A 21,673-nucleotide genomic window follows, 5' to 3' on the forward strand; every position below is an offset into this window, starting at 1 on the left:
GCATGATCAAATTTCGTCTGAGGAACGCTCCGCTGAACATGCTACTCTGCCCCTTTACTGTTGCAGGAGAAAAAAGCCGTGATTCGTTTTGCCATTGTGGGAACCAACTGGATAACCCGCCAGTTTATCGACGCCGCGCATGAGACCGGCAAAATGACCTTAAGTGGTGTCTATTCGCGCCAGCAGTCACAGGCGGATGCCTTTATCGCTGACTATCCCTGCAAACTCACCTTCACTTCCCTCGACGATTTGGCAGCCAGTCCGGACATTGATGCGGTGTATATCGCCAGCCCGAATGCGCTGCATGCCGAGCAGGCTATGCTGTTAATGTCGCACGGCAAACATGTGATTTGCGAAAAGCCGATGGCGTCGAATCTGCGTGAAGCCGAAGCGATGATCGCCTGCGCGCGCCAGCATCAGGTTGTACTGTTCGAGGCGTTTAAAACTGCCAGCCTGCCGACCTTCCTGCAACTGCAGAACACCCTGCCGCAACTTGGCAAGCTGCGTAAAGCGTTGATTAACTACTGCCAGTATTCATCACGTTACCAGCGTTATCTCGACGGCGAAAATCCCAATACCTTTAATCCGCGCTGGTCGAACGGCTCGATAATGGATATTGGCTTTTACTGCCTGGCCGCTGCCGTGACATTGTGGGGCGAACCGCAGCAGGTGAAAGCGCAGGCTTCGCTGCTGGAGAGTGGCGTCGATGCGCACGGTGTGGTGGTGCTGAGCTACGGCGATTTTGATGTCACGCTGCTGCACTCTAAGGTGAGCGATTCACTGATCCCGAGCGAAATTCAGGGCGAAGCCGGTTCACTGGTGATTGAGAAAATCTCGGAATGCCAGCAACTGCGCTTTATCCCACGGGGTGGCGAGAGCAAAAATCTGACGCAGCCGCAGCATATCAACACCATGCTGTATGAAGCCGAGACCTTTGCCCAATTGGTCGAAAAACGTCAGGTCGAGCATCCTGCGCTGGAAGCCTCGCGCATCACAGCAAAACTGCTGACGGAAATCCGCCGCCAGACTGGCGTGGTTTTCCCGGCAGACCAGGCCTAAGTGTAAATATTGCAGAATATTTCAAACTCCCCATTGAATACCTCAGCCGTTGGACGTATCTTGACCGCTGCAAAGGGGAGTAACTTGTAAGCTGATTGATCGTCATTACGATGCTAAACGCATCCGGTCGTCAGGCAACCCGGAATCTATTCTGAGTTGTAAGTGAGACCTTGCCGGAAGGCGAGGTTTGCTTGCAGCTTAATCAAAGCGGCTAACGTCTTCTGACTTAGCCGTTTTTTTATTTTCCGGACAGGATACGATTATGCACTCTGTAGGCACACCGTTACTCTGGGGCAGCTTCGCTGTCGTTGTGCTCATCATGCTGGCGATTGATCTCTTCTTACAGGGACGTCGGGGCGCTCAAACCATGTCATTCAAACAGGCGGCCGTCTGGTCACTGGTGTGGATCTCCGTTTCTCTGCTGTTTAGCGCAGCATTCTGGTGGTACCTCGAAGGCACTGCGGGCCGTGAAGTGGCTACCGCGCAAACCCTTGCCTTCCTTACCGGCTACGTGCTGGAAAAAGCACTGGCGGTGGATAACGTCTTCGTCTGGCTGATGCTGTTCAGCTACTTCGCTATTCCGGCAAACCTGCAACGCCGCGTGCTGGTGTATGGCGTGCTGGGCGCGATCGTCTTGCGTACCATCATGATCTTCGCCGGAAGCTATCTGGTCACACAGTTCAGCTGGATCCTCTACGTGTTCGGCGCCTTCCTGCTGTTCACTGGCCTGAAAATGGCGTTTGCCAAAGAAGGCGATGATGCGGCAGTAGGCGATAAACCGGTGGTGCGCTGGCTACGTAAACATCTGCGTATGACCGATAACCTGGAAGGCGAGAAGTTCTTCACCCGCAAAAACGGCGTATTGTTTGCCACCCCATTACTGCTGGTGCTGATCATGGTGGAGTTGAGCGATGTGATCTTCGCCGTCGACAGTATTCCGGCGATCTTCGCGGTGACCACCGATCCCTTTATCGTCCTGACCTCGAACCTGTTCGCGATTCTCGGTCTGCGTGCGATGTACTTCCTGTTGGCGAACGTGGCTGAGCGCTTCTCGATGCTGAAATATGGTCTGGCGATTGTGCTGGTATTTATCGGTATCAAGATGCTGATCGTCGAGTTCTACCATATCCCGGTGGGCATCTCGCTGACGGTGGTAGGGGTAATTTTGGGCGGTACATTGCTGATTAACGCCTGGGTTAACCACAGAAACGACCAGAAAGGCATCTCACAATAATCTGCTGCAGGGGCGATAGTCGCCCCTGCTTTATTTTGCCAGCTGAAACTTTCACCTTTTATCGCTCTGTCACACTTCCCATCGTTAGCAGATCAAATAACCGATCCAGCCCATACAAACAGAATTATCTCTTTCTTCACTAAGACTTTTCCTTATACTCCGCCGGGTAAACCGTTAGGCGCGGAGTAACCGCGCACAACACTCATACCGCTATAAAAAGACCGAACTATGCAAAACAACTTTATTGGACGTCTGGGCGCGCTGTTCGCAGGAAGCCTGGTAAAACAAATCATGATTGGCCTGATTGCCGGTGTGGCGCTGGCGTGGTTCTCACATGATGCGGCAATCGCCGTTGGCCTGCTGGGTGAACTCTTTGTTCGCGCGCTGAAGGCGGTGGCACCGCTGCTGGTGCTGGTATTGGTGATCTCATCGATTGCCAATCATCAGCAGGGGCAGAAAACCAACATTCGTCCCATCATCATGCTCTATCTGCTGAGCACCTTCTTTGCGGCCGTCGTCGCGGTGACCTTAAGCCATCTGTTCCCGCAAACGCTGTCAATGAAAGTGGGCGCAACCGAAATTTCACCGCCGTCGGGCATCACTGAAGTGCTGCATGGTTTGTTGATGAGCATGGTGGCCAACCCGATTGAAGCGTTACTCAACGCCAACTACATCGGCATTCTGGTGTGGGCCATTGGGCTTGGTTTAGCGTTTCGCCATGCCAGCCCGAGCAGCAAAGCGTTTCTTACCGACGCTTCGCATGCGGCGACATGGGTGGTGCGCTGCGTGATTCGTTGTGCACCGCTGGGAATCTTTGGTCTGGTGGCCTCGATTCTGGCCTCAACCGGTTTTGGCGCGCTTGAGGAATACGCGACGCTGCTGGCGCTGTTGCTGGGATGTATGGCCATCATGGCGTTGATTGTGAATCCGATTCTGGTGTTCCAAAAGATTCGCCGTAACCCTTATCCGCTGGTGTTTACCTGCATCCGTGAAAGTGGCGTGACCGCGTTCTTTACCCGCAGTTCTGCGGCAAACATTCCGGTAAACATGGCGATCGCCAAACGCCTGAATCTTGACGAAGACACCTACTCCGTTTCTATTCCGCTGGGCGCCACCATCAGCATGGCAGGCGCGTCCACCACCATTACGGTGCTGACGCTGGCGGCGGTGCATACGCTGGGCATTTCCGTGGATGTGCCAACCGCGATTCTGCTGAGTTTCGTGGCCTCGATTTGTGCCTGTGGTGCTTCGGGTGTGGCGGGCGGCTCGCTGCTGTTGATTCCGGTTGCCTGTAACATGTTTGGCATTCCGAATGACCTCGCGATGCAGGTGGTGGCGATCGGTTTTATCATCAGCGTATTGCAGGATTCTGCTGAAACGGCGTTGAACTCGTCGACCGATATTCTGTTTACGGCAGCAGTGTGCCAGGCAGAAGCCGAGCGCGAACTGCGTACGGTGTCTGAAGCAGAATAAATTGGCATTGACCAGGTCGGCATAAATGCCGCCCCTACGACAATCTGGCACTGTTTTCGTAGGGTGCGCATTCGCCGCCCCCAAGAGAATCTGGCACGGTTTTCGTAGGGTGCGCATTTATGCGCACCTGTTGTTTACAGCGTGACACCACTCTTAAAGATTGCTAACTCGCGGAAATCATTGGCTTCATTACGCGCTGGTTTACCGTTGGCAATCGCCACAATCATATCGACGAAATCCTCCAGCATTTCCGGCATGCTCATGCCATCAATCAAACGACCCGCGTTAAAATCAATCCAGTGCGGCTTCTTCTCTGCCAGCTGCGTATTGGTAGCAATCTTCACGGTAGGCACGAATCCGCCGTACGGCGTGCCGCGACCGGTGGTGAACAGCACCATATGACAGCCCGCCCCCGCCAGCGCGCTGGTGGCAACCGCATCATTACCCGGCGCGCTCAACAGGTTCAGTCCCGGCGTATTTAGTCGTTCGCCATATTTCAGTACATCCACGACCTGGCTCTGCCCGGCCTTCTGAGTGCAGCCCAGTGATTTTTCCTCCAGCGTGGTGATACCGCCCGCCTTGTTACCCGGTGAGGGGTTTTCATAAATCGGCTGCTGATGGTCGATAAAGTAACGCTTGAAGTCGTTGATCATCGCCACGGTTTTATCGAAAGTGGCTTCGTCACGGCAGCGGCTCATCAGAATGCGCTCTGCGCCAAACATTTCGGGCACTTCTGTCAGCACTGTAGTGCCGCCGTTGGCAATCATTTGATCGGAGAAGCAGCCCAGCATCGGGTTGGCGGTAATGCCAGAGAAACCGTCAGAACCGCCGCACTCCAGCCCAAACTTCAGTTCACTGAGTTTGCCCGGCTGGCGCTGATCGCCACGCATCACGTTGTACAGCACGTGCAACTGCTCCAAACCCGCTTCGACTTCATCGTCCTGCTTCTGGCACTCCATAAAGTGCACGCGGTCACTGTCGAAGCTGCCCAGCGTTTCACGAAACACATCCACCTGATTGTTCTCACAACCGAGGCCGATCACCAACACCGCACCGGCATTGGGATGGCGTACCATGTTTTGCAGCATGGTGCGGGTGTTTTCATGATCCTGACCGAGCTGAGAACAGCCAAAGGGGTGGCTGAACAAGTGCACCCCATCAATCCCTTCCGCTTCATTGGTCTCTTTCAGGAAGCGCGAAAGAATTTGCCGGGCGATGCCGTTCACACAGCCCACTGTTGGCAAAATCCACAGCTCATTGCGAATACCGACTTCACCGCTGGCGCGACGGTAAATTTGTACCTCGCGATCGCCCGCCTGAGCGGGAATATCGAGAAATTCCGGCTGATAGTCATACTCGTCCACATCGCTCAGATTGGTGCGGGCGTTGCTGGAGTGAATGATTTCGCCAATAGCGATCGGCCGGGTGGCATGGGCAATCGGCAAGCCGTATTTGACTACCAGCGCATCGGTTGCCAGCGGCGTCAGTGCGAACTTATGCCCGCGTCCGACCTCTTGCTGCAAGGTTACGAACTGGCGATCAATCTCCACTTTGGCATCGGCAGGCAGATCCCGCAGCGCCACCGCCACGTTGTCGCGTGAATGTATTCTTATCGCATCTTGCATAGCGTTATCTCAGTTGTGTCAGCGCCGTCCGCATCCCGTGGACAACGATGTTTTGCAGGTGTTGGCTTACTGCGGCCACTAATCCGGGCCGCTGAGTGAGATCTTCGCCCCAGTGTGAGCGGTTGCTGAGTACGGCTTGCACCAGCTGCTCCGGGGTCAATGTGTCCTGGTTTACCGCTGGCCAAAGCTCCGCGAACTGCTGCAACCAGTGGTCATCATCCTGTAAGGGCCAGTGCTGATCGCCCTGCTCGCCGCGATAGAACGCCAGCAGCGCAGAAAATGCGAAGGTCAATCGCGGTGGCCATTGGCCAGTTTGCTGCTGCCCCAGCAATAGCTGTGGCAACAAGCGGGTACGGAATTTAGTCATGCCGTTCAATGCAATGGAGAGCAGCGCATGGCGGATAAACGGATTACGGAAGCGACGCTGCACCGCATCGGCAAAGGCGTGCAGTTCATCGCGAGGCAGATCCAGCGTGGGGATCACTTCCTCACGCAGCAGCGCATCGACATAACCCGCGATGGCAGGGTCATCCATCGCTTCGCCGACGCTTTCCAGTCCGGCCTGAAACGCCACCGGCACCATCGCAGTGTGCGCGCCGTTGAGGATCGCCACCTTCTGGGCTTTATACGGCGTGATATCGTCGACGAACTTCACTTCCGGCTCCAGCGCGCCAAGTTTCAGCTCCTGTGCCAGCGCATCCGGCCCCTGAATCACAAACTGGTAATAGACTTCGCCTGCCACCAGATAGCGATCTTCATAGCCAAGCTGTGCAGCGATGTCGGTGCCATCGGCGGGATAGCCGGTGACGATGCGATCCACCAGCGTGTTATAAAACGCGCAGTGATCCAGCACCCAGCGGGCAAATTCCGGCGGCAGCTGCCAGTGCTTGATGTAACGCAGCACTAACTCACGTAACGCATCACCGTTATGGTCGATCAACTCGCACGGCACGATCAGCCAGCCCTTGTCAGCGGCTCCCGCAAAGTGACTGAAGCGCGTCCACAGCAGCTGAGTCAACTTGCCCGGGAAGGAAGAGGCAGGCGCATCCTCCAGTCGATCCTGCTCTGCAAAGGCAATGCCCGCTTCGGTGGTGTTGGAAAACACAAAGCGCATCTGCGGCGCACGGGCCAGTGCGAGGAAATCCTCAAACTGCTGATACGGCTGGATCTCGCGATTCAGACTGCGGATCAGTCGGGTTTCACTCACCTGATCGCCCTGCGCGTCCAATCCACGGATCAGCGTGGTGTACAAACCGCCCTGTTGGTTGAGCGAATCTTCCACCACGCGGTTACGCGGCCGCACCACCACTACGCCCGCATCGATGCCCTGGTGTTCATTGAGCCAGTCGAGCTGCCAGTCAATAAACGCCCGCAGGAAGTTGCCTTCTCCAAACTGAATCACGCGCTCGCTATAGCTTGCGCTGGGAAAATCGTGACGGTTCAGCCGCTGCATCATCAGGCTCCTAACTCAATGCCGAAGTAGTCGCGCGCGTTGTTGAAGCAGATGTTTTGCACCATCTGCCCCAACAGCGCTTCGTCGGCTGGCGCTTCACCGCGCTCAACCCAATTGCCGATCATCTGGCACAACAAGCGACGGAAGTATTCGTGGCGGGTATACGAAAGGAAACTGCGGCTGTCGGTGAGCATACCGACAAAGCGGCTCAACAGGCCGATCTGCGCCAGCTGCGTCATTTGACGGTGCATGCCATCAAGCTGGTCGTTGAACCACCATGCGGAACCAAACTGCATCTTGCCCGGCTCACCTTCGCCCTGGAAATTGCCTGACATGGTCGCCAGCACTTCGTTATCACGCGGGTTAACGCAGTAAAGGATGGTTTTCGGCAGTGCGTTATTGCGGTTCTGCGCATCCAGCAAACGGCCCAGCGGAATAGCCAGGGGCGCATCATTAATGGAGTCAAAACCCACATCCGGGCCGAGAATATCGAACTGGCGGCGGTTGGCGTTACGCAACGCACCAATGTGATATTGCTGCGCCCAGCCGCGACGCGCATATTCGCTGCCCAACCACACCAGCACCGCCGTTTTAAACTGCGCCACTTCCTCTTGCGTCGGTGCAGCCCCTTGCAGACGGCGCGCCAGAATGCCATCCAGCGTGCTTTCGTCGGCTTCGGCAAACAGCACCACGTCCAGCGCATGGTCCGAAATTTTGCAGCCGTGTGCGGCAAAATGGTCGAGTCGCAGGCTCAGGGCGCGGCGCAGATCATCAAAGCGTTGCACGCTGACATCGGCGACCTGTTCCAGACGCTGGATCCACGGCAGGAAGGTATCCAGTTCGATGTTGAAGGCTTTATCCGGACGCCAGCTTGGCAGCACTTTGACGCTGAAGCTGGCATCGTCCGCCAGCGTGCGGTGATGCTGCAGATCGTCAAGCGGATCGTCGGTGGTGCCGACCATTTTCACCTTCATCTGCTGCATGATGCCGCGTGCGCTAAAGGCATCCTGCGCCAGCAACTCGTTGCACTGCTGCCAGATGCGGTCAGCACTCTGCTCATTCAGCAGCACATCGGTGATGCCAAACGGGCGGCGCAGTTCAAGGTGCGTCCAGTGATAAAGCGGATTGCCAATGGTGTGCGGCACGGTGCGCGCCCAGGCGTTGAATTTATCGCGATCGCTGGCATCTCCGGTGCACAGCGCTTCGGGCACGCCGTTGGCACGCATCGCACGCCATTTGTAGTGATCGCCTTTCAGCCAGATGTCATAAAGGTTGGTGAAGCGGTAATTTTCGGCAATCTGCTGCGGCGGTAAATGGCAGTGATAGTCGAAAATCGGCTGGTCTTTGGCGTAGTCATGGTACAGACGACGGGCGAACTCGCTATCGAGTAGAAAATCCTCACTCATAAAACGCGACATACCTGCTTCCTCATGTTTGGTGCCCATTGGCTTCTGATTCAAAGTTATCATACCAATTTTACCGATCGGCAAAATTGTTTGCGATACACCTCACAATAATGACAGTTTCACTGTGGGTATATGGACAAAACTGTCAGCCATATTGCACTAACTGGCTGTTATAACGCTTGTTTAGTGGATCACACAGTGCATGCAGGTTTTTGTGATGGCATTCAACTTTTAAAGTTGTATAACAAGTTAACCTCTCGCCTCGTTGATGCCTGATTCAAGGGCACGACTAATAACAATAAGGCGGCAGGTCTGGATCGTCATGGCCGCCAGCGGGGGTACCCAAGTGCTCCCCTACCCTTTAATGGCAAGTGTTACGACAGACTGGAAGAGGTTAATGATGCGTAAGATCAAAGGGCTACGCTGGTACATGATTGGACTGGTGACGCTGGGCACGGTGCTTGGTTACCTGACGCGAAATACCATTGCCGTGGCCGCTCCGACGCTGGAAACCCAGCTGGGCATTACCACACAACAATATTCCTATATCGTCGCCGCCTATTCGGCGTGCTACACCCTGATGCAACCCGTCGCCGGTTATGTCCTGGATTTGCTCGGCACCAAAATCGGTTATGCCGTATTTGCCGTGTTATGGGCCATCTTCTGTGCCGCCACCGCCATGGCAGGCAGCTGGGGCGGTTTTGCGCTGGCACGTGGCGCCGTGGGTGCGGCCGAAGCGGCGATGATCCCAGCCGGTTTGAAAGCCAGCAGCGAGTGGTTCCCGGCCAAAGAGCGCTCCGTGGCGGTCGGCTACTTCAACGTCGGCTCATCGATTGGTGCGATGCTGGCTCCACCGTTGGTGGTGTGGGCAATTCTGGCGCACAGCTGGCAGCTGGCCTTTATCATCACCGGCGTGCTCAGCATGGCATGGGCGATGTGCTGGTTAATCTTTTATAAACATCCTAAGCAGCAAACCAAACTGAGCGATGAAGAGCGTCATTACATTATTTCCGGTCAGGAAGTGCAGCATCAGACCGGCAATAACAGCAAAATGTCGGCGCGTCAGATCCTGCGTAATCGCCAGTTCTGGGGCATCGCCCTGCCGCGTTTCCTCGCTGAACCGGCCTGGGGCACCTTTAATGCGTGGATCCCGCTGTTTATGTTCAAGGTCTACGGCTTCAATCTGAAAGAGATCGCCATGTTCGCCTGGATGCCGATGCTGTTCGCTGATTTAGGCTGCATTGTCGGCGGCTATTTACCGCCGCTGTTCCAGCGCTGGTTTGGCGTTAACCTGATCGTGTCGCGCAAACTGGTGGTGACCATGGGGGCGGTGTTAATGATTGCACCGGGCACCATCGGCTTGTTCACCAGCCCTTATGTGGCGATTGGTTTGCTGTGCGTCGGCGGCTTTGCCCATCAGGCACTGTCCGGTGCCCTGATCACTCTCTCCTCGGATGTCTTTGGCCGTAATGAAGTGGCTACGGCAAATGGCTTGACCGGCATGGCTGCGTGGACCGCCAGCACCATGTTTGCGCTGGTGGTAGGCGCATTAGCTGATACGCTCGGCTTCAGCCCGCTGTTTGCCGCGCTGGCGGTGTTTGATCTGCTCGGTGCCTGTGTGATTTGGACCGTGCTGAAAAACCAGCCGGTGTCTGAGCTGGGAGAATCTGGCGTAGCACAACCCGCTCCTGCACGGAGTTAATCTCTGCGGGCTGGCACATGCCAGCCCATTTCTTCCCTCTCGCCAAAGTGGTATAACAACTCAACCTCTGCCACTACAGCGAACCGCGCAATGGATCTGAACGAATCCCGTCGTCTTTATCAACAACTCGCCAGTGAACTCAAACGTCGCATTGAGTCGGCTGATTATCGCGTGGGCGATAAATTGCCGGCCGAACGCCTAATCGCTGAAGAGATGGAAGTGAGCCGCACGGTGGTACGTGAAGCGATCATCATGCTGGAAGTGGAAGGGTATGTTGAAGTGCGCAAGGGTTCTGGCATTCACGTGATCAGCAGTCAGCAGCAAAATCGCGAGACCACACCCAGCCAGCTGGAGTTCGCCAGCTTTGGCCCGTTTGAGCTGTTGCAGGCGCGCCAGTTGATAGAGAGCAACGTGGCCGAATTTGCCGCCACGCAGGTCACACGCCAGGACATTATGGCGCTGATGGCGATTCAGGAAAAAGCCCGCCAGGAAGACCATTCACGTGATTCTGAATGGGATATGCACTTTCACGTCCGCATCGCTCAATCCACGCAAAACAGCGCCCTCGCCGCGATAGTCGAGAAGATGTGGCTGCACCGTCTGTACAACCCCTATTGGCTGAAACTGCACGAACATATTGATGCGCGCAATATCACCAGCTGGTGCGACGATCATGACCAGATTCTGAAAGCACTTATGCGCAAAGATCCCGCCGCCAGTAAGCTGGCAATGTGGCAGCACCTGGAAAATACTAAACAGATGCTGTTTAACGCCACCGCCGACGATTTTGAATTTAATGTCGACCGTTACATGTTTGCGGAAAATCCCGTCATCCTGCCGGAAGGTAGTGACAATTCACATTGATTCTGCTGCATTTCCAGGCGAATAAGTCAGTTAATCTGCAATAGTGTCAGCTCATGTAAAGCTCCTTTTGACCATCTGCGTCAAAAGGTAAAACTCCTGTGCGAGAGCCACTTTACACTGTCTGACCTGCGTGATTTTTGTTACAGTTATCGCCCTTTTCTTACCCTTTGCGACAGGGCTTTAAAAAGTCGCTGATTTAACAATCAATTCTGGATGGATCCGGAAATCCCGCAACGGCTGCATACCAAAAATGTATAACCAAACCAGCCTGCGCCTCAGCCCCTCACGGGCACGTTTAACAATGATGTTCAGGAATGATTGATGGATATTTTGAAAGCATTGCTGCACGCCTTATGGCAGCAAGATTACGAAATGCTCTCCGACCCGACGCTGGTTTGGGCCATTTATGGCGTGCTGTTCTTGATTCTGTTTCTTGAAAATGGCCTGCTGCCCGCCGCGTTTCTTCCCGGTGATAGCTTGTTGATTTTAGTCGGTGTTTTAATTGCCAAAGGCACCATGGGTTTCCCGCTTACCATCCTGATTCTGACCACCGGCGCCAGCCTGGGCTGCTGGGTGAGTTACATCCAGGGACGATGGCTCGGGAATACGCCCACCGTACAAAAATGGCTGTCGCACCTTCCCGCTCAATATCATCAGCGCGCACATAGCCTGTTCCATCGTCATGGCCTGTCGGCCCTGTTGATTGGTCGCTTTATTGCCTTTGTTCGTACCCTGCTGCCGACCATTGCCGGGCTTTCCGGTCTGAGCAATGCGCGCTTTCAGTTTTTCAACTGGGTGAGCGGTTTACTGTGGGTAGTGATTCTGACGGTGCTGGGTTTCGCACTGGGCAAAACGCCGATTTTCCGCCGCTATGAAGATGAGCTGATGTTCTGCCTGATGCTACTGCCATTGGTGCTGCTGGTCATTGGGCTGGTGGGTTCGCTGGTGGTGTTGTGGCGTAAACGTCAGTCTTCGCGCAACGGGAATTCACAACCATGATCGCATTCCGTGGATTTCCCAGGCGCTTAGTGCCCTGGGCACTGGGCGCTGCTTTGGCGCTGCTGGCGGTGATTTTTGTGCCTTCGATGTTGCAGCACGATACCGTGGTACAAATCCGTGTTGCCCATAATGGCACCAATTTGCCGGATGGCTTTTATCTGTATCAGCAGCTCAGTGCGCAAGGCGTGCGTATCAAAAGCATTACACCTGCAGGTGATGCGCTGGTGATTCATTTCGAGAATGAAGAGCAAAGTCTGGCCGCGCAGAAAGTGCTGCGACGCCTGCTGCCACAGGGGTTTGTGGTGGCAAGCGGACCGCAAGCTTCACAGCAAGTGCCTGACGCCAATCGCCCCACTTACAGCTGATTTTAGCCGTCTGGTGATAAGCCAGACGGTGAATCAATCCTCGCTATCCCCGCGTCTTCGTTGAATTTTTTCGTCTGCTGTCTATGCTTAAAGGTAGCGCGAGTTAAGACAAGCTGGGACGCTTCTCCTGCCCGGTTTGCGGCAGGTCATCAACAATGGAAGGTAAAAACCTGATGAAACATCAATTACTGCTGGGTGCTATTCTGTTTTCTCTATCGGGATCTCTTATGGCGGCCGAATCACTGTGCCAACAGAAAGAACACGATATTCAGCGCGAAATCGACATGGCTAAACAGCATGATAACCAGCGCCGTGTGACCGGGCTGGAGCGCGCGCTGACTGAAGTGCGTGCTAACTGCACCGATGAAAGACTGAAGTCGGCCCACAGCGAACGCATCGCAGAGCAAAAGCACAAAATTGCTGAACGTGAGCGTGAGTTGAAGGAAGAGCGTCAGGATGGCGACAAAGATAAGATTGAGAAGCGCGAACGTAAGCTGGAAGAGGCACAGCACGAGCTGAAAAAGCTTGAGGCTGAGCCCTACTAATCGGACTTAAATAAATGATGTAATGGAGAAATTCATGTCTAAAGACACCACATCTGAACATCTGCGTGCGGAACTGAAAAACCTTGCTGACACCCTGGAAGAAGTGCTGAGCAGCTCGGCGGATAAATCGAAAACCGAGCTTGATAAGCTGCGCCACAAAGCGCGTGGCGCTATCGACAGTTCGCGTGAGCGCCTGGGCGATTCCGGTGAGCGCATTGCGCAGAGCACCCGTGAAGCAGCGGAAAAAGCCGACGAATACGTGCGCGACAATCCTTGGCACGGCGTGGGCATCGGTGCAGCTGTCGGTGTACTGATCGGCATCCTGATTTCACGTCGTTGATATGAACGAGAGTCAGAGCCACGGCCCAGGCAAAGGGGTCTTCAACATCGGTCAGCGCGTCGTCACTACCTTAGTGAGTATGGTTGAGACGCGCGTCCGTCTGGCGATTGTCGAGCTGGAGGAGGAGAAAGCCAATCTGATTCAGATGCTGATGATGGTTGGGTTGACCATGCTGTTTACCGCTTTTGGTTTAATGAGCCTGATGGTGCTGATCATCTGGGCGGTGGACGCGCAGTATCGGCTGATGGCGATTGCCATTACCACCGCCGTACTGTTTGCGCTGGCGCTGATATTTGGTTTGTGGACATTGTACAAGTCACGTCAGTCAACGTTGTTGCGTCATACCCGCAAGGAGCTGGAAACCGATCGCAACCTGCTGGAGGAGCATCGCTCATGAGCCGTCGCGAACGTGAAGCCCGCATTCACGAACTGTTGAATCATGTTCAGCAGCAGCGATTGGATCTGAGTGCCGCTCGTCGTGACTGGCTGGATGGCACCGCTCACTATGATCGCGGCTGGTTGACGTTTCTCAGCTTACGCCGCTATCTGGCAATTGGCAGCAGCGCACTGGCCATCTGGTCTATCCGCAGTCCTAACCGTATTTTGCGTTGGGCAAAACGCGGTTTTGGCCTGTGGAGCACCTGGCGCATGATTAAATCCACGCTCGAACCTCGCTAAAGCCTTCATTTCAAACCGGATCTAAAAGATTCGGTTTTTCTTTATCAGAATTCCTGAACAACATTGACAGTTTATCTCGCTTACAACTGTTGCGACCTGCGACTATCATCTCCCTCCATCAGCCCAACGAATTGAGACATGCGATTCGGCGGGAATAAAACCTTGCAGGCCAACAACCTGCTACATAATTCTTGTTGGAGTAAATGATGAAAAAATTCGAAGACTCAGGCCTGCTGCTGGCACGTGTATTAATGACTATTCTGTTCATCACTGCAGGCTGGGGCAAAATCACCGGTTATGCAGGCACTGCACAATACATGCAGGCAATGGGCGTCCCGGGCTTCCTGCTGCCACTGGTTATTCTGCTGGAGTTCGGCGGCGGTCTGGCGATTCTGTTCGGTTTCCTGACCCGTTTCACCGCACTGTTCACCGCGGGCTTTACCCTGCTGACTGCGTTCCTGTTCCACAGCAACTTTGCTGAAGGTGTTAACCAGCTGATGTTCATGAAAAACCTGTCCATCGCCGGTGGTTTCCTGGTGCTGGGTCTGGTAGGTCCAGGCGCTTACAGCATCGACCGTCTGATTCGTGCTCGTTTCGCACCAGCGGCCGCACGCTAAGCACACAAGCGTTGCCAGAACACATATACTGATTTGCAGGGGCGAGGATATTCCTCGCCCTTTTTCTTTATGGAGGGCTTATGGGACAGCTGATTGACGGTGTCTGGCATGACACCTGGTACGATACGAAGTCAACCGGTGGCCGCTTCAAACGCACAGAAGCAGTCTGGCGCAACTGGGTAACGGCGGATGGCAGCGCAGGCCCAACCGGCAATGCCGGCTTTGCTGCCGAGCGCGATCGCTATCATCTTTATGTTTCGCTTGCCTGTCCGTGGGCACACCGCACGCTGCTGATGCGCCAGCTCAAAGGGCTGGAGGATATGATTTCGGTTTCGGTGGTGCATCCATTGATGCTGGAAAACGGCTGGACCTTTGACGACGATTTCCCGGATGCGACCGGTGATTCGCTGTACCAGAACGAATTCCTTTACCAGCTCTATCTGCACGCCGATCCGCAGTACACCGGCCGCGTGACCGTTCCGGTATTGTGGGACAAAACCCAGCACACCATCGTCAGTAATGAGTCCGCCGACATCATTCGTATGCTCAACACGGCGTTTGATGCACAGGGTGCCCGCGCCGGTGATTATTATCCGCCTGAGCTGCGTGACAAGATCGATGAGCTGAACGGCTGGATTTACGACACGGTGAATAATGGCGTGTATAAGAGCGGGTTTGCTACTTCGCAGGCGGCTTATGATGAATCAGTCACGGCGTTGTTCCACTCGCTGGCGCGGCTTGAGCAGATTCTTGGCCAGCATCGTTATTTGACGGGCGATAGCCTCACTGAAGCCGATCTGCGCTTGTGGACCACGCTGGTGCGATTCGATCCGGTGTATGTCACTCACTTTAAGTGCGACCGCCACCGTATCAGTGATTACCGCAATCTGAACGGCTTCCTGCGTGACATCTATCAAATGCCAGGCATCGCCGACACGGTAAATCTGCCGCATATTCGCCATCACTACTACTGCAGCCATAAAACCATTAACCCGAGCGGCGTGATTTCGCTGGGCCCGGCGTTTGATTGGGATGAGCCACACGGCCGCGGTTGAAGTTGGTGCGAATTGTTGCGTTCAACACACTCCTTTTTTGAAGGAGTGTGTTGTGCAAAGTTTTACAGATGGAATACGAGGTGAAGCGCCTGATAGTCCATTTCTTCACGCGCGTTAACCGCTAAGAATCAGGTCAATGTGTCCAGTTTTAGGCAAACTTAATCAGCACCATCCCCGCAATCAGCAATCCTACCCCTAACCAGCCAATACGATTCAGACGCTGCCCAAACAGCATCCATCCGGCTGCCACTGTTGCCACCAGCCCAAAACCGCCCCACAGCGCATAGGCTACCGAGAGATCGATCCCTTTCACCGCTTGTGACAACGCACTGAACGCCCCCAGCACCGCGACCAGCGAGAGCACGCCGTAAATCGCACGGCGGAAACCATCAGAGTATTTGAGAAAGATATTCGCGATGATCTCTAGCCCAATCGCCAATGCCAGCCAGGCAACGTGCACAGCATTAAAGGTGGCCATGTTGCGGCTCCTTACGTGTCAGCGTGCCAGATTTGATCAGCACAATCCCTGCCACCAGCGTGACTAAGCCCGCCACTTTCATCAGCGATAAGGTTTCATCGAACAGCAAGACGCTGAACAGAGTGATAAACAGAATGCCAATACCTTCCCACATTGCATAGGCCACGCCCAGGGCGATACGTTTGACGGCGAAAGACAGGAAAATATAAGAGAGCGCAATCATCACCAGCATAAAAATAAAACCCGCGTTGTCGTCATTGACGCTGGACCATTTCATTGAGAGCGTCCCAGTTATTTCAGCCAGGATAGCTAAAACCAATATAATCCAATAGCGCATACTTTCTCTCCTTAAGAGAAACAGAGAACTATCACGCAAAATAAACGCGTGAGAAATTTTAAGAATATTTTTTTAAATAAGGAGAGGGTGACGCTAAAGCGCGAAGCGCCAGTGCTGATCGCAGATCGAGCAGTGGAAGTGCTGAGGAAGATAAATAGAGGTTGCCATCATTGGGGCGAGCATTTTGTCCATAATTTTACAACTTATCCACGTTGTTGCTTTTCGTCGATGTGGATGAATAATTGTCCTCGGTAGTGAAACACGCGCCTATTCTGGCATAAGGATTATTTAGTTCCCCGGTATTTTCATTTCTTTACGCTGCGGCTTTTCTTATTCTCCGCGGGATAAAGTTTATTTTAATTTCCGATAAGCCGCATTCTTTTCATTGAAGGTGGAGTGGACAATCATTCCTCTCACTCCCGTACGCCAGATAGCAAAAACCCCGCCGAAGCGGGGTTTTCACCTGAAAAGTCGAAACTGACCGATAAGCCGGGTTCTGTCGTGGACAGTCATTCCTCTAGGCCAGCAATCGCTCACTGGCTCAAGCAGCCTACCCGGGTTCAGTACGGGCCGTACCTTGTGAACCCCTATTTGGCCTTGCTCCGGGTGGAGTTTACCGTGCCACGGACTGTTGCCAGCCGCGCGGTGCGCTCTTACCGCACCCTTTCACCCTTACCTGATCCCATTACTGGGCCATCGGCGGTTTGCTCTCTGTTGCACTGGTCGTAGGCTTGCGCCCCCCAGGCGTTACCTGGCACCCTGCCCTATGGAGCCCGGACTTTCCTCCCCTCTGCCCGTCTCCCCCGAAAGGGACGACGACAAAGCGGCGACTGTCTGGTCAGCTTCGGCGCGGGATAATAGGCGATCCGCCCGCGTTTGTCACGCCTCTTGCTGCTCTAGTGCGTACTTATACAGGGCGTTCTTCTTAACGCCATGAATTTCCGCTGTTAACGCTGCGGCTTTTTTCAGCGGCAATTCCGCTTGCAGCAACGCCAGCGTACGCAGCGCTTCGGCAGGCAACGCTTCTTCGTCGGCCTTGTGACCTTCAACAATCAGCACCATCTCGCCTTTACGACGGTTTTCATCTTCCAGCACCCAGGCCAGCAGCTCACCGACCGGCGCGCCCTGGATGGTTTCCCAGGTTTTGGTGATTTCGCGTGCCAGCACCACATAGCGGTCTGCGCCCCAGACGTTCACCATATCTTGCAGGCTATCGATCAAACGATGGGTTGATTCATAAAAAATGAGGGTACGCGGTTCATTCTCAAGGGAGCGCAGTACGTCGCAGCGGCCTTTACTTTTGGCAGGCAGAAATCCTTCGTAACAGAAACGATCGGACGGTAACCCCGCCGCGCTTAATGCTGTGATAGCCGCGCAGGCACCCGGCAACGGAACCACGCGCACACCTGCTTCACGGCAGCGACGCACCAGATGATAGCCCGGATCGTTGATTAACGGCGTGCCCGCATCTGAGACCAGCGCTATGCTCTGGCCTTCTTGCAGCTTGGCTAACAACACTTCTGCTTTCTGTTGTTCGTTGTGGTCGTGAAGTGCGAACAGTCGCGCATTGATGGCGAAATGTTGTAGCAACAGCCCGGTATGACGTGTATCTTCCGCTGCGACCAGATCGACGCTCGCAAGCACCGTCAACGCACGCTGCGTGATATCACCCAGGTTACCGATCGGGGTAGGAACGATATAGAGCGTGCTGGCAGAAATCTCTGCCCGATCGAGTTGTTTCATTGTTTCATCCGAATTGCCGATTTAATATTGAGCATCTAGAAAAAAACATCACTGGATACAGTATGCTTCCTTCAAAAGTCGTACGTCATAAAGCAGGACGCTTTGTGCCTGTTCTTCTCGCTGGACTGATTTTAGCCGCCTGTAGCGGACAGGGACCGCAGCAAACCTCCAACGTCAATATTCAGGGGCCTGCTACTGGCCGATCTGACTATTATCTGCAGCAGGTGCAGCAAAGCAGCGATGATAGCAAGACCGACTGGCAATTACTTGCCATCCGTGCCCTGTTGAAGGAAGGAAAGTATCCGCAGGCAAACGATCAGATCTCGCAACTGCCACAACAGCTCTCTGATGTGCAGCAGCAGGAACTGCAATTACTGCGCGCGCAGATGCAGATTGGTCAGCAAGATTTCGGCGGCGCTCAACAGACATTGGGTCAGGTGAAAACCGATGGCTTGTCTGAAGATCAGCAGGTGCGCTACTACGCACTGCAAATCGCTGCGGCGCAGAATCGCCCTTCGCTCGCGTTGCTGCGCGCCTATATTGCTCAGGAGCCGCTGCTAAAAGGCCCCGACCACCAGAGCAATATTGACGCTACCTGGCAAGCCCTGACGCAAATGACGCAGGATCAGCTAAACAGCCTGGTGATTAACGCCAATGAAAATACCCTGCAGGGCTGGCTGGATCTGCTCAATACCTGGCATACCAACAGCCAGGATCCGCAGATGCTGAAAGCGGCGATCAAAGACTGGCAGACACGTTATCCGCAAAATCCGGGTGCGAAAACACTGCCAACGCAGCTTAGTCAGGTGCAAAACTTCACGAAAGCTTCGACCAGCACCATCGCGCTGCTGCTGCCATTGAATGGCCAAGCACAGGTTTTTGCCAATGCGATTCAGAAAGGCTTTAACGATGCCAAAAATGGCGTGTTAAATGCGCCAGCATCACAGCCCGCGCCTGCTGCGCCAGCGGCAACCGACGCCAATGCCCAGCCGTCAGCACCACAAGCTGGCGACGCCAACGCGCAGCAGCCTGCCGATGCTAACACCGCTGCTAATGCGGTTGTCAGCCCTGCCATGGCGGGCAATATGCCGCCGCAGACTGAACAGCCGCAGTCCGCCGCACAACCGGCGACCACTGCTGCTCAGCCAGACAGCAGCGCGCAAGTGAAAGTCTATGACACCAGCAGCCAGCCGATTGCCCAGGTAATGCAGCAGGCCCAGCAGGATGGCGCGACCATCGTGGTGGGTCCACTGCTGAAAAACGACGTGGAGTCGGTGGTGAATAGCCAGACGCCACTTAACGTGCTGGCGCTGAATGAGCCAGAACAGATCCAGAACCATCCGAATATTTGTTATTTTGCGCTTTCTCCTGAAGACGAAGCGCGCGATGCCGCGCACCATATCTACGAGCAGGGCAAACGCCAGCCATTACTGTTGGTACCGCGTAGCAGCTATGGCGATCGCGTCAGCAAGGCTTTTGCGCAGGAGTGGCAACAACTCGGCGGTTCCACCGTACTGCAACAGCGTTTTGGTGGCGTTTCCGAGCTGAAACAAGGTATTAATAGCGGAGCCGGTATCGCATTGAGTGGCACGCCGCTGACGGTTGAACAACCACAATCAGCCGGCGTGGCTGTTGCAGGCCTGACTATTCCGGCACCGCAAACCACCACGCCAGCGCCAACGGCCGATGCCAGCGGTGGCAGTGTGGATGCGGTGTATATCGTGGCCAGCCAGGATGAGCTGCAACTGATCAAGCCGATGATCGCGATGCGCACCAGCAGCCGCAACAACATTGCGCTGTACGCCAGCTCACGCAGCGCGCAGGCGGGTGCCGGTCCAGATTTCCGTCTGGAAATGGATGGCCTGCAGTTCAGTGATATTCCGCTGCTCTCCGGCAACAATCCGGGTCTGATGCAGCAGGCGGCGAAGTCGTTTAACAACGATTATTCGCTGGTTCGCCTCTACGCGATGGGCATTGATGCCTGGACGCTGGCGAATCACTTTAACCAGATGCGCCAGGTGCCTGGCTTTGCCATTGATGGCAACACCGGCAAGCTGAGCGCCGACACGGATTGCGTGATCAACAGGAAGTTGGCATGGAACCAGTATCGTCAGGGACAAATCGTTCCGGTGCAATAAACCGCCAGCGCATTGGCGCTGAGCAGGAGCAGCAGGCGCGCCTCTATCTGGAGCGCGCCGGGCTGCGATGGATTGCCAGCAACGTGCGTTGCCGCAGTGGGGAAATTGACCTCATTATGCGAGACGCCGATTGCTGGGTGTTTGTTGAAGTGCGCTATCGACGCGATGCGCGCTACGGCGGTGCCGCCGCCAGCGTGACGCGCCAGAAACAACAAAAGCTGCTGCGCACCGCTGCATGGTGGTTGCTGGCACGCGGCGGCAGTTTTAATACGGTGAATTGCCGTTTTGACATCATTGCCATTACCGGGCGTGAGCTGGAATGGCTGCCCGATGCCTTTAATGCCGATGGATAGAACCAGGTGGTCTTGTGCAGGACAGAATTAAAGCGTGTTTTACCGAAAGTATTCAGACTCAAATCGCTGCTGCGGAGGCGCTGCCGGATGCGATTTCTCGCGCCGCTATGACGCTGGTGCAGTCGCTGCTGAACGGTAACAAAATCCTGAGTTGTGGTAACGGTGCTTCATCGGCCAATGCTCAGCATTTTGCCGCCAGTATGATTAACCGTTTTGAGACCGAGCGCCCCAGCCTGCCTGCGCTGGCACTGAGCGCCGATAATGTCATGCTGACGGCGATCGGCAACGATCGTCTCCACGATGAAGTTTATGCCAAGCAGGTTCGCGCGCTTGGTCAGGCCGGTGATGTGCTGCTGGCCATTTCAACCCGTGGCAACACCCGCGATATCGTTAAAGCGGTTGAAGCTGCGGTTACTCGCGATATGACTATCGTCGCGCTGACCGGCCATGATGGCGGTGAGCTGGCGGGCCTGTTGGGTCCGCACGATGTGGAAATTCGCATTCCATCACATCGCAGCGCACGCATTCAGGAAATGCATATGCTGACGCTGAACTGCCTGTGTGATTTGATTGATAACACTTTGTTCCCACACCAGGAATGACTGAAGGAGCTCAAATGAAAGCATTGAACGCTGTCGCCATTCTTTTAACCGCCATGATGCTGCAAGGCTGTGTTGCCGTTGTCGCTGGCGGCGCCGCTGTGGCGACCAAAACCGCAACTGACCCGCGCACCGTGGGTACGCAAGTGGATGATGGTACGCTGGAACTGCGTGTCAGTAACGCACTGGCTAAAGATGAACAAATCAAAAACCAGGCGCGCGTCGTGGTGACCGCTTATCAGGGCAAAGTGCTGCTGACCGGTCAATCGCCATCCGCTGATTTGGCCAGCCGCGCCAAGCAGATTGCGATGGGCGTGGATGGTGCCACCGAAGTGTATAACGAAATCCGTACCGGCCAGAAAGTGAGCCTCGGAACGTCATCATCGGATACCTGGATCACCACCAAAATCCGCTCACAGCTGCTGGGTAGCGATCAGGTGAAATCATCGAACGTGAAAGTGACTACGGAAAACGGTGAAGTGTTCCTGCTGGGTCTGGTGACACAACAGGAAGCGACGGCGGCCGCCGATGTGGCCAGTCGTGTGAGCGGTGTGAAACACGTGACTACCGCGTTCACCATCCTCAAGTAATCTGCATCTGACGGGCGCAG

At 54.7% G+C, this 21,673-nt stretch carries 23 protein-coding genes and 1 other RNA gene; 17 read left to right on the top strand and 7 right to left on the bottom strand.

The genetic code is table 11. The features are described from left to right. The first annotated feature begins 78 nt into the window (after positions 1 to 78). The 3 genes from ACXI0A_RS18900 (at position 79) to sstT (ending at position 3,766) form a co-directional block, all read left to right on the top strand. Positions 79 to 1,059: a Gfo/Idh/MocA family oxidoreductase gene (locus ACXI0A_RS18900; protein ID WP_476150875.1), complete on the top strand. Its 981-nt coding sequence runs from the start codon at positions 79 to 81 to the stop codon at positions 1,057 to 1,059. Positions 1,060 to 1,321: 262 nt separating this feature from the next. Beyond that, positions 1,322 to 2,293, top strand: coding sequence for a TerC family protein (locus ACXI0A_RS18905; protein WP_224933945.1), 972 nt, complete (start codon positions 1,322 to 1,324; stop codon positions 2,291 to 2,293). Positions 2,294 to 2,521: 228 nt separating this feature from the next. Beyond that, on the top strand, positions 2,522 to 3,766 hold the full coding sequence (sstT, locus tag ACXI0A_RS18910) for a serine/threonine transporter SstT (RefSeq protein WP_476150873.1): 1,245 nt from the start codon (positions 2,522 to 2,524) through the stop codon (positions 3,764 to 3,766). Positions 3,767 to 3,900: 134 nt separating this feature from the next. Here sstT and ACXI0A_RS18915 read toward each other — a convergent pair whose 3' ends face one another. Genes ACXI0A_RS18915 through uxaC form a run of 3 tightly spaced genes read right to left on the bottom strand, consistent with a single transcriptional unit; the run spans position 3,901 to position 8,262 of the window. Next, a complete protein-coding gene (locus ACXI0A_RS18915; protein ID WP_476150871.1) occupies positions 3,901 to 5,391 on the bottom strand; it encodes a UxaA family hydrolase in 1,491 nt (496 codons plus the stop codon). A 4-nt stretch (positions 5,392 to 5,395) separates the two neighbouring features. Next, entirely contained in the window at positions 5,396 to 6,844 is a 1,449-nt protein-coding gene (locus ACXI0A_RS18920) for a tagaturonate reductase (RefSeq protein WP_476151209.1), read from the bottom strand. A 2-nt stretch (positions 6,845 to 6,846) separates the two neighbouring features. Then, positions 6,847 to 8,262 carry a glucuronate isomerase gene (gene uxaC / locus ACXI0A_RS18925; protein WP_476150870.1) on the bottom strand — a complete coding sequence of 472 codons (1,416 nt, stop codon included), beginning with the start codon at positions 8,260 to 8,262 and terminating at the stop codon, positions 6,847 to 6,849. Between the two features lie 388 nt (positions 8,263 to 8,650). On the opposite strand from uxaC, the gene ACXI0A_RS18930 reads away from it, so the two are divergent. From ACXI0A_RS18930 to ACXI0A_RS18975, 10 genes are all read left to right on the top strand, one after another. Beyond that, positions 8,651 to 9,952 (top strand): MFS transporter, encoded by a 1,302-nt coding sequence (locus ACXI0A_RS18930; RefSeq protein ID WP_224934025.1) that lies wholly within the window; start codon positions 8,651 to 8,653, stop codon positions 9,950 to 9,952. A 90-nt stretch (positions 9,953 to 10,042) separates the two neighbouring features. Continuing rightward, positions 10,043 to 10,816: a transcriptional regulator ExuR gene (exuR, locus tag ACXI0A_RS18935; protein WP_476150869.1), complete on the top strand. Its 774-nt coding sequence runs from the start codon at positions 10,043 to 10,045 to the stop codon at positions 10,814 to 10,816. 321 nt (positions 10,817 to 11,137) lie between these two features. Next, on the top strand, positions 11,138 to 11,815 hold the full coding sequence (locus tag ACXI0A_RS18940) for a DedA family protein (RefSeq protein ID WP_224933950.1): 678 nt from the start codon (positions 11,138 to 11,140) through the stop codon (positions 11,813 to 11,815). Then, positions 11,812 to 12,180 carry an EnvZ/OmpR regulon moderator MzrA gene (gene mzrA, locus ACXI0A_RS18945; RefSeq protein ID WP_200576725.1) on the top strand — a complete coding sequence of 123 codons (369 nt, stop codon included), beginning with the start codon at positions 11,812 to 11,814 and terminating at the stop codon, positions 12,178 to 12,180. Before ACXI0A_RS18940 ends, mzrA begins: the two co-directional genes overlap by 4 nt. A 173-nt stretch (positions 12,181 to 12,353) precedes the next feature. Next, positions 12,354 to 12,725 (top strand): DUF1090 domain-containing protein, encoded by a 372-nt coding sequence (locus tag ACXI0A_RS18950; RefSeq protein ID WP_034829192.1) that lies wholly within the window; start codon positions 12,354 to 12,356, stop codon positions 12,723 to 12,725. 34 nt (positions 12,726 to 12,759) lie between these two features. Further along, on the top strand, positions 12,760 to 13,065 hold the full coding sequence (locus tag ACXI0A_RS18955) for an ElaB/YgaM/YqjD family protein (protein WP_224933952.1): 306 nt from the start codon (positions 12,760 to 12,762) through the stop codon (positions 13,063 to 13,065). Between the two features lies 1 nt (position 13,066). Then, a complete protein-coding gene (locus tag ACXI0A_RS18960) occupies positions 13,067 to 13,462 on the top strand; it encodes a phage holin family protein (RefSeq protein WP_224933953.1) in 396 nt (131 codons plus the stop codon). Beyond that, entirely contained in the window at positions 13,459 to 13,743 is a 285-nt protein-coding gene (locus ACXI0A_RS18965; protein ID WP_224933954.1) for a YqjK-like family protein, read from the top strand. Before ACXI0A_RS18960 ends, ACXI0A_RS18965 begins: the two co-directional genes overlap by 4 nt. Before the next feature lie 206 nt (positions 13,744 to 13,949). After that, positions 13,950 to 14,360, top strand: a complete 411-nt coding sequence (locus tag ACXI0A_RS18970; RefSeq protein ID WP_034829198.1) for a DoxX family protein — start codon at positions 13,950 to 13,952, stop codon at positions 14,358 to 14,360. An 80-nt stretch (positions 14,361 to 14,440) separates the two neighbouring features. Beyond that, complete coding sequence (locus ACXI0A_RS18975; RefSeq protein ID WP_476150868.1) at positions 14,441 to 15,415, top strand: glutathione S-transferase C-terminal domain-containing protein; 975 nt, start codon at positions 14,441 to 14,443, stop codon at positions 15,413 to 15,415. Positions 15,416 to 15,563: 148 nt separating this feature from the next. On the opposite strand, the gene mdtI is transcribed toward ACXI0A_RS18975, so the two are convergent. From mdtI to rsmI, 4 genes are all read right to left on the bottom strand, one after another. Then, the gene (gene mdtI, locus ACXI0A_RS18980) at positions 15,564 to 15,893 is read right to left on the bottom strand and encodes a multidrug/spermidine efflux SMR transporter subunit MdtI (protein ID WP_476150866.1); all 330 of its coding nucleotides are present in this window, start codon (positions 15,891 to 15,893) and stop codon (positions 15,564 to 15,566) included. After that, positions 15,880 to 16,230, bottom strand: a complete 351-nt coding sequence (gene mdtJ, locus ACXI0A_RS18985) for a multidrug/spermidine efflux SMR transporter subunit MdtJ (RefSeq protein ID WP_476150864.1) — start codon at positions 16,228 to 16,230, stop codon at positions 15,880 to 15,882. Before mdtJ ends, mdtI begins: the two co-directional genes overlap by 14 nt. A gap of 469 nt (positions 16,231 to 16,699) precedes the next feature. Then, positions 16,700 to 17,076, bottom strand: an RNA gene (rnpB, locus tag ACXI0A_RS18990) — RNase P RNA component class A. A 33-nt stretch (positions 17,077 to 17,109) separates the two neighbouring features. Then, positions 17,110 to 17,973: a 16S rRNA (cytidine(1402)-2'-O)-methyltransferase gene (rsmI, locus tag ACXI0A_RS18995; RefSeq protein WP_476150862.1), complete on the bottom strand. Its 864-nt coding sequence runs from the start codon at positions 17,971 to 17,973 to the stop codon at positions 17,110 to 17,112. A gap of 62 nt (positions 17,974 to 18,035) precedes the next feature. Between rsmI and ACXI0A_RS19000 the strand changes: the two genes are divergently transcribed. From ACXI0A_RS19000 to dolP, 4 genes are read left to right on the top strand one after another with little or no spacing between them, the layout of a single operon-like run. Further along, complete coding sequence (locus ACXI0A_RS19000) at positions 18,036 to 20,111, top strand: penicillin-binding protein activator (RefSeq protein ID WP_476150860.1); 2,076 nt, start codon at positions 18,036 to 18,038, stop codon at positions 20,109 to 20,111. Further along, the gene (locus tag ACXI0A_RS19005; protein WP_476150859.1) at positions 20,069 to 20,464 is read left to right on the top strand and encodes a YraN family protein; all 396 of its coding nucleotides are present in this window, start codon (positions 20,069 to 20,071) and stop codon (positions 20,462 to 20,464) included. Before ACXI0A_RS19000 ends, ACXI0A_RS19005 begins: the two co-directional genes overlap by 43 nt. A gap of 14 nt (positions 20,465 to 20,478) precedes the next feature. Next, on the top strand, positions 20,479 to 21,066 hold the full coding sequence (diaA, locus tag ACXI0A_RS19010) for a DnaA initiator-associating protein DiaA (RefSeq protein ID WP_034829211.1): 588 nt from the start codon (positions 20,479 to 20,481) through the stop codon (positions 21,064 to 21,066). Positions 21,067 to 21,080: 14 nt separating this feature from the next. Further along, on the top strand, positions 21,081 to 21,653 hold the full coding sequence (dolP, locus tag ACXI0A_RS19015; protein WP_034829213.1) for a division/outer membrane stress-associated lipid-binding lipoprotein: 573 nt from the start codon (positions 21,081 to 21,083) through the stop codon (positions 21,651 to 21,653). Positions 21,654 to 21,673 lie beyond the last annotated feature (20 nt).

This window comes from Pantoea sp. C1E2 (assembly GCF_056491465.1).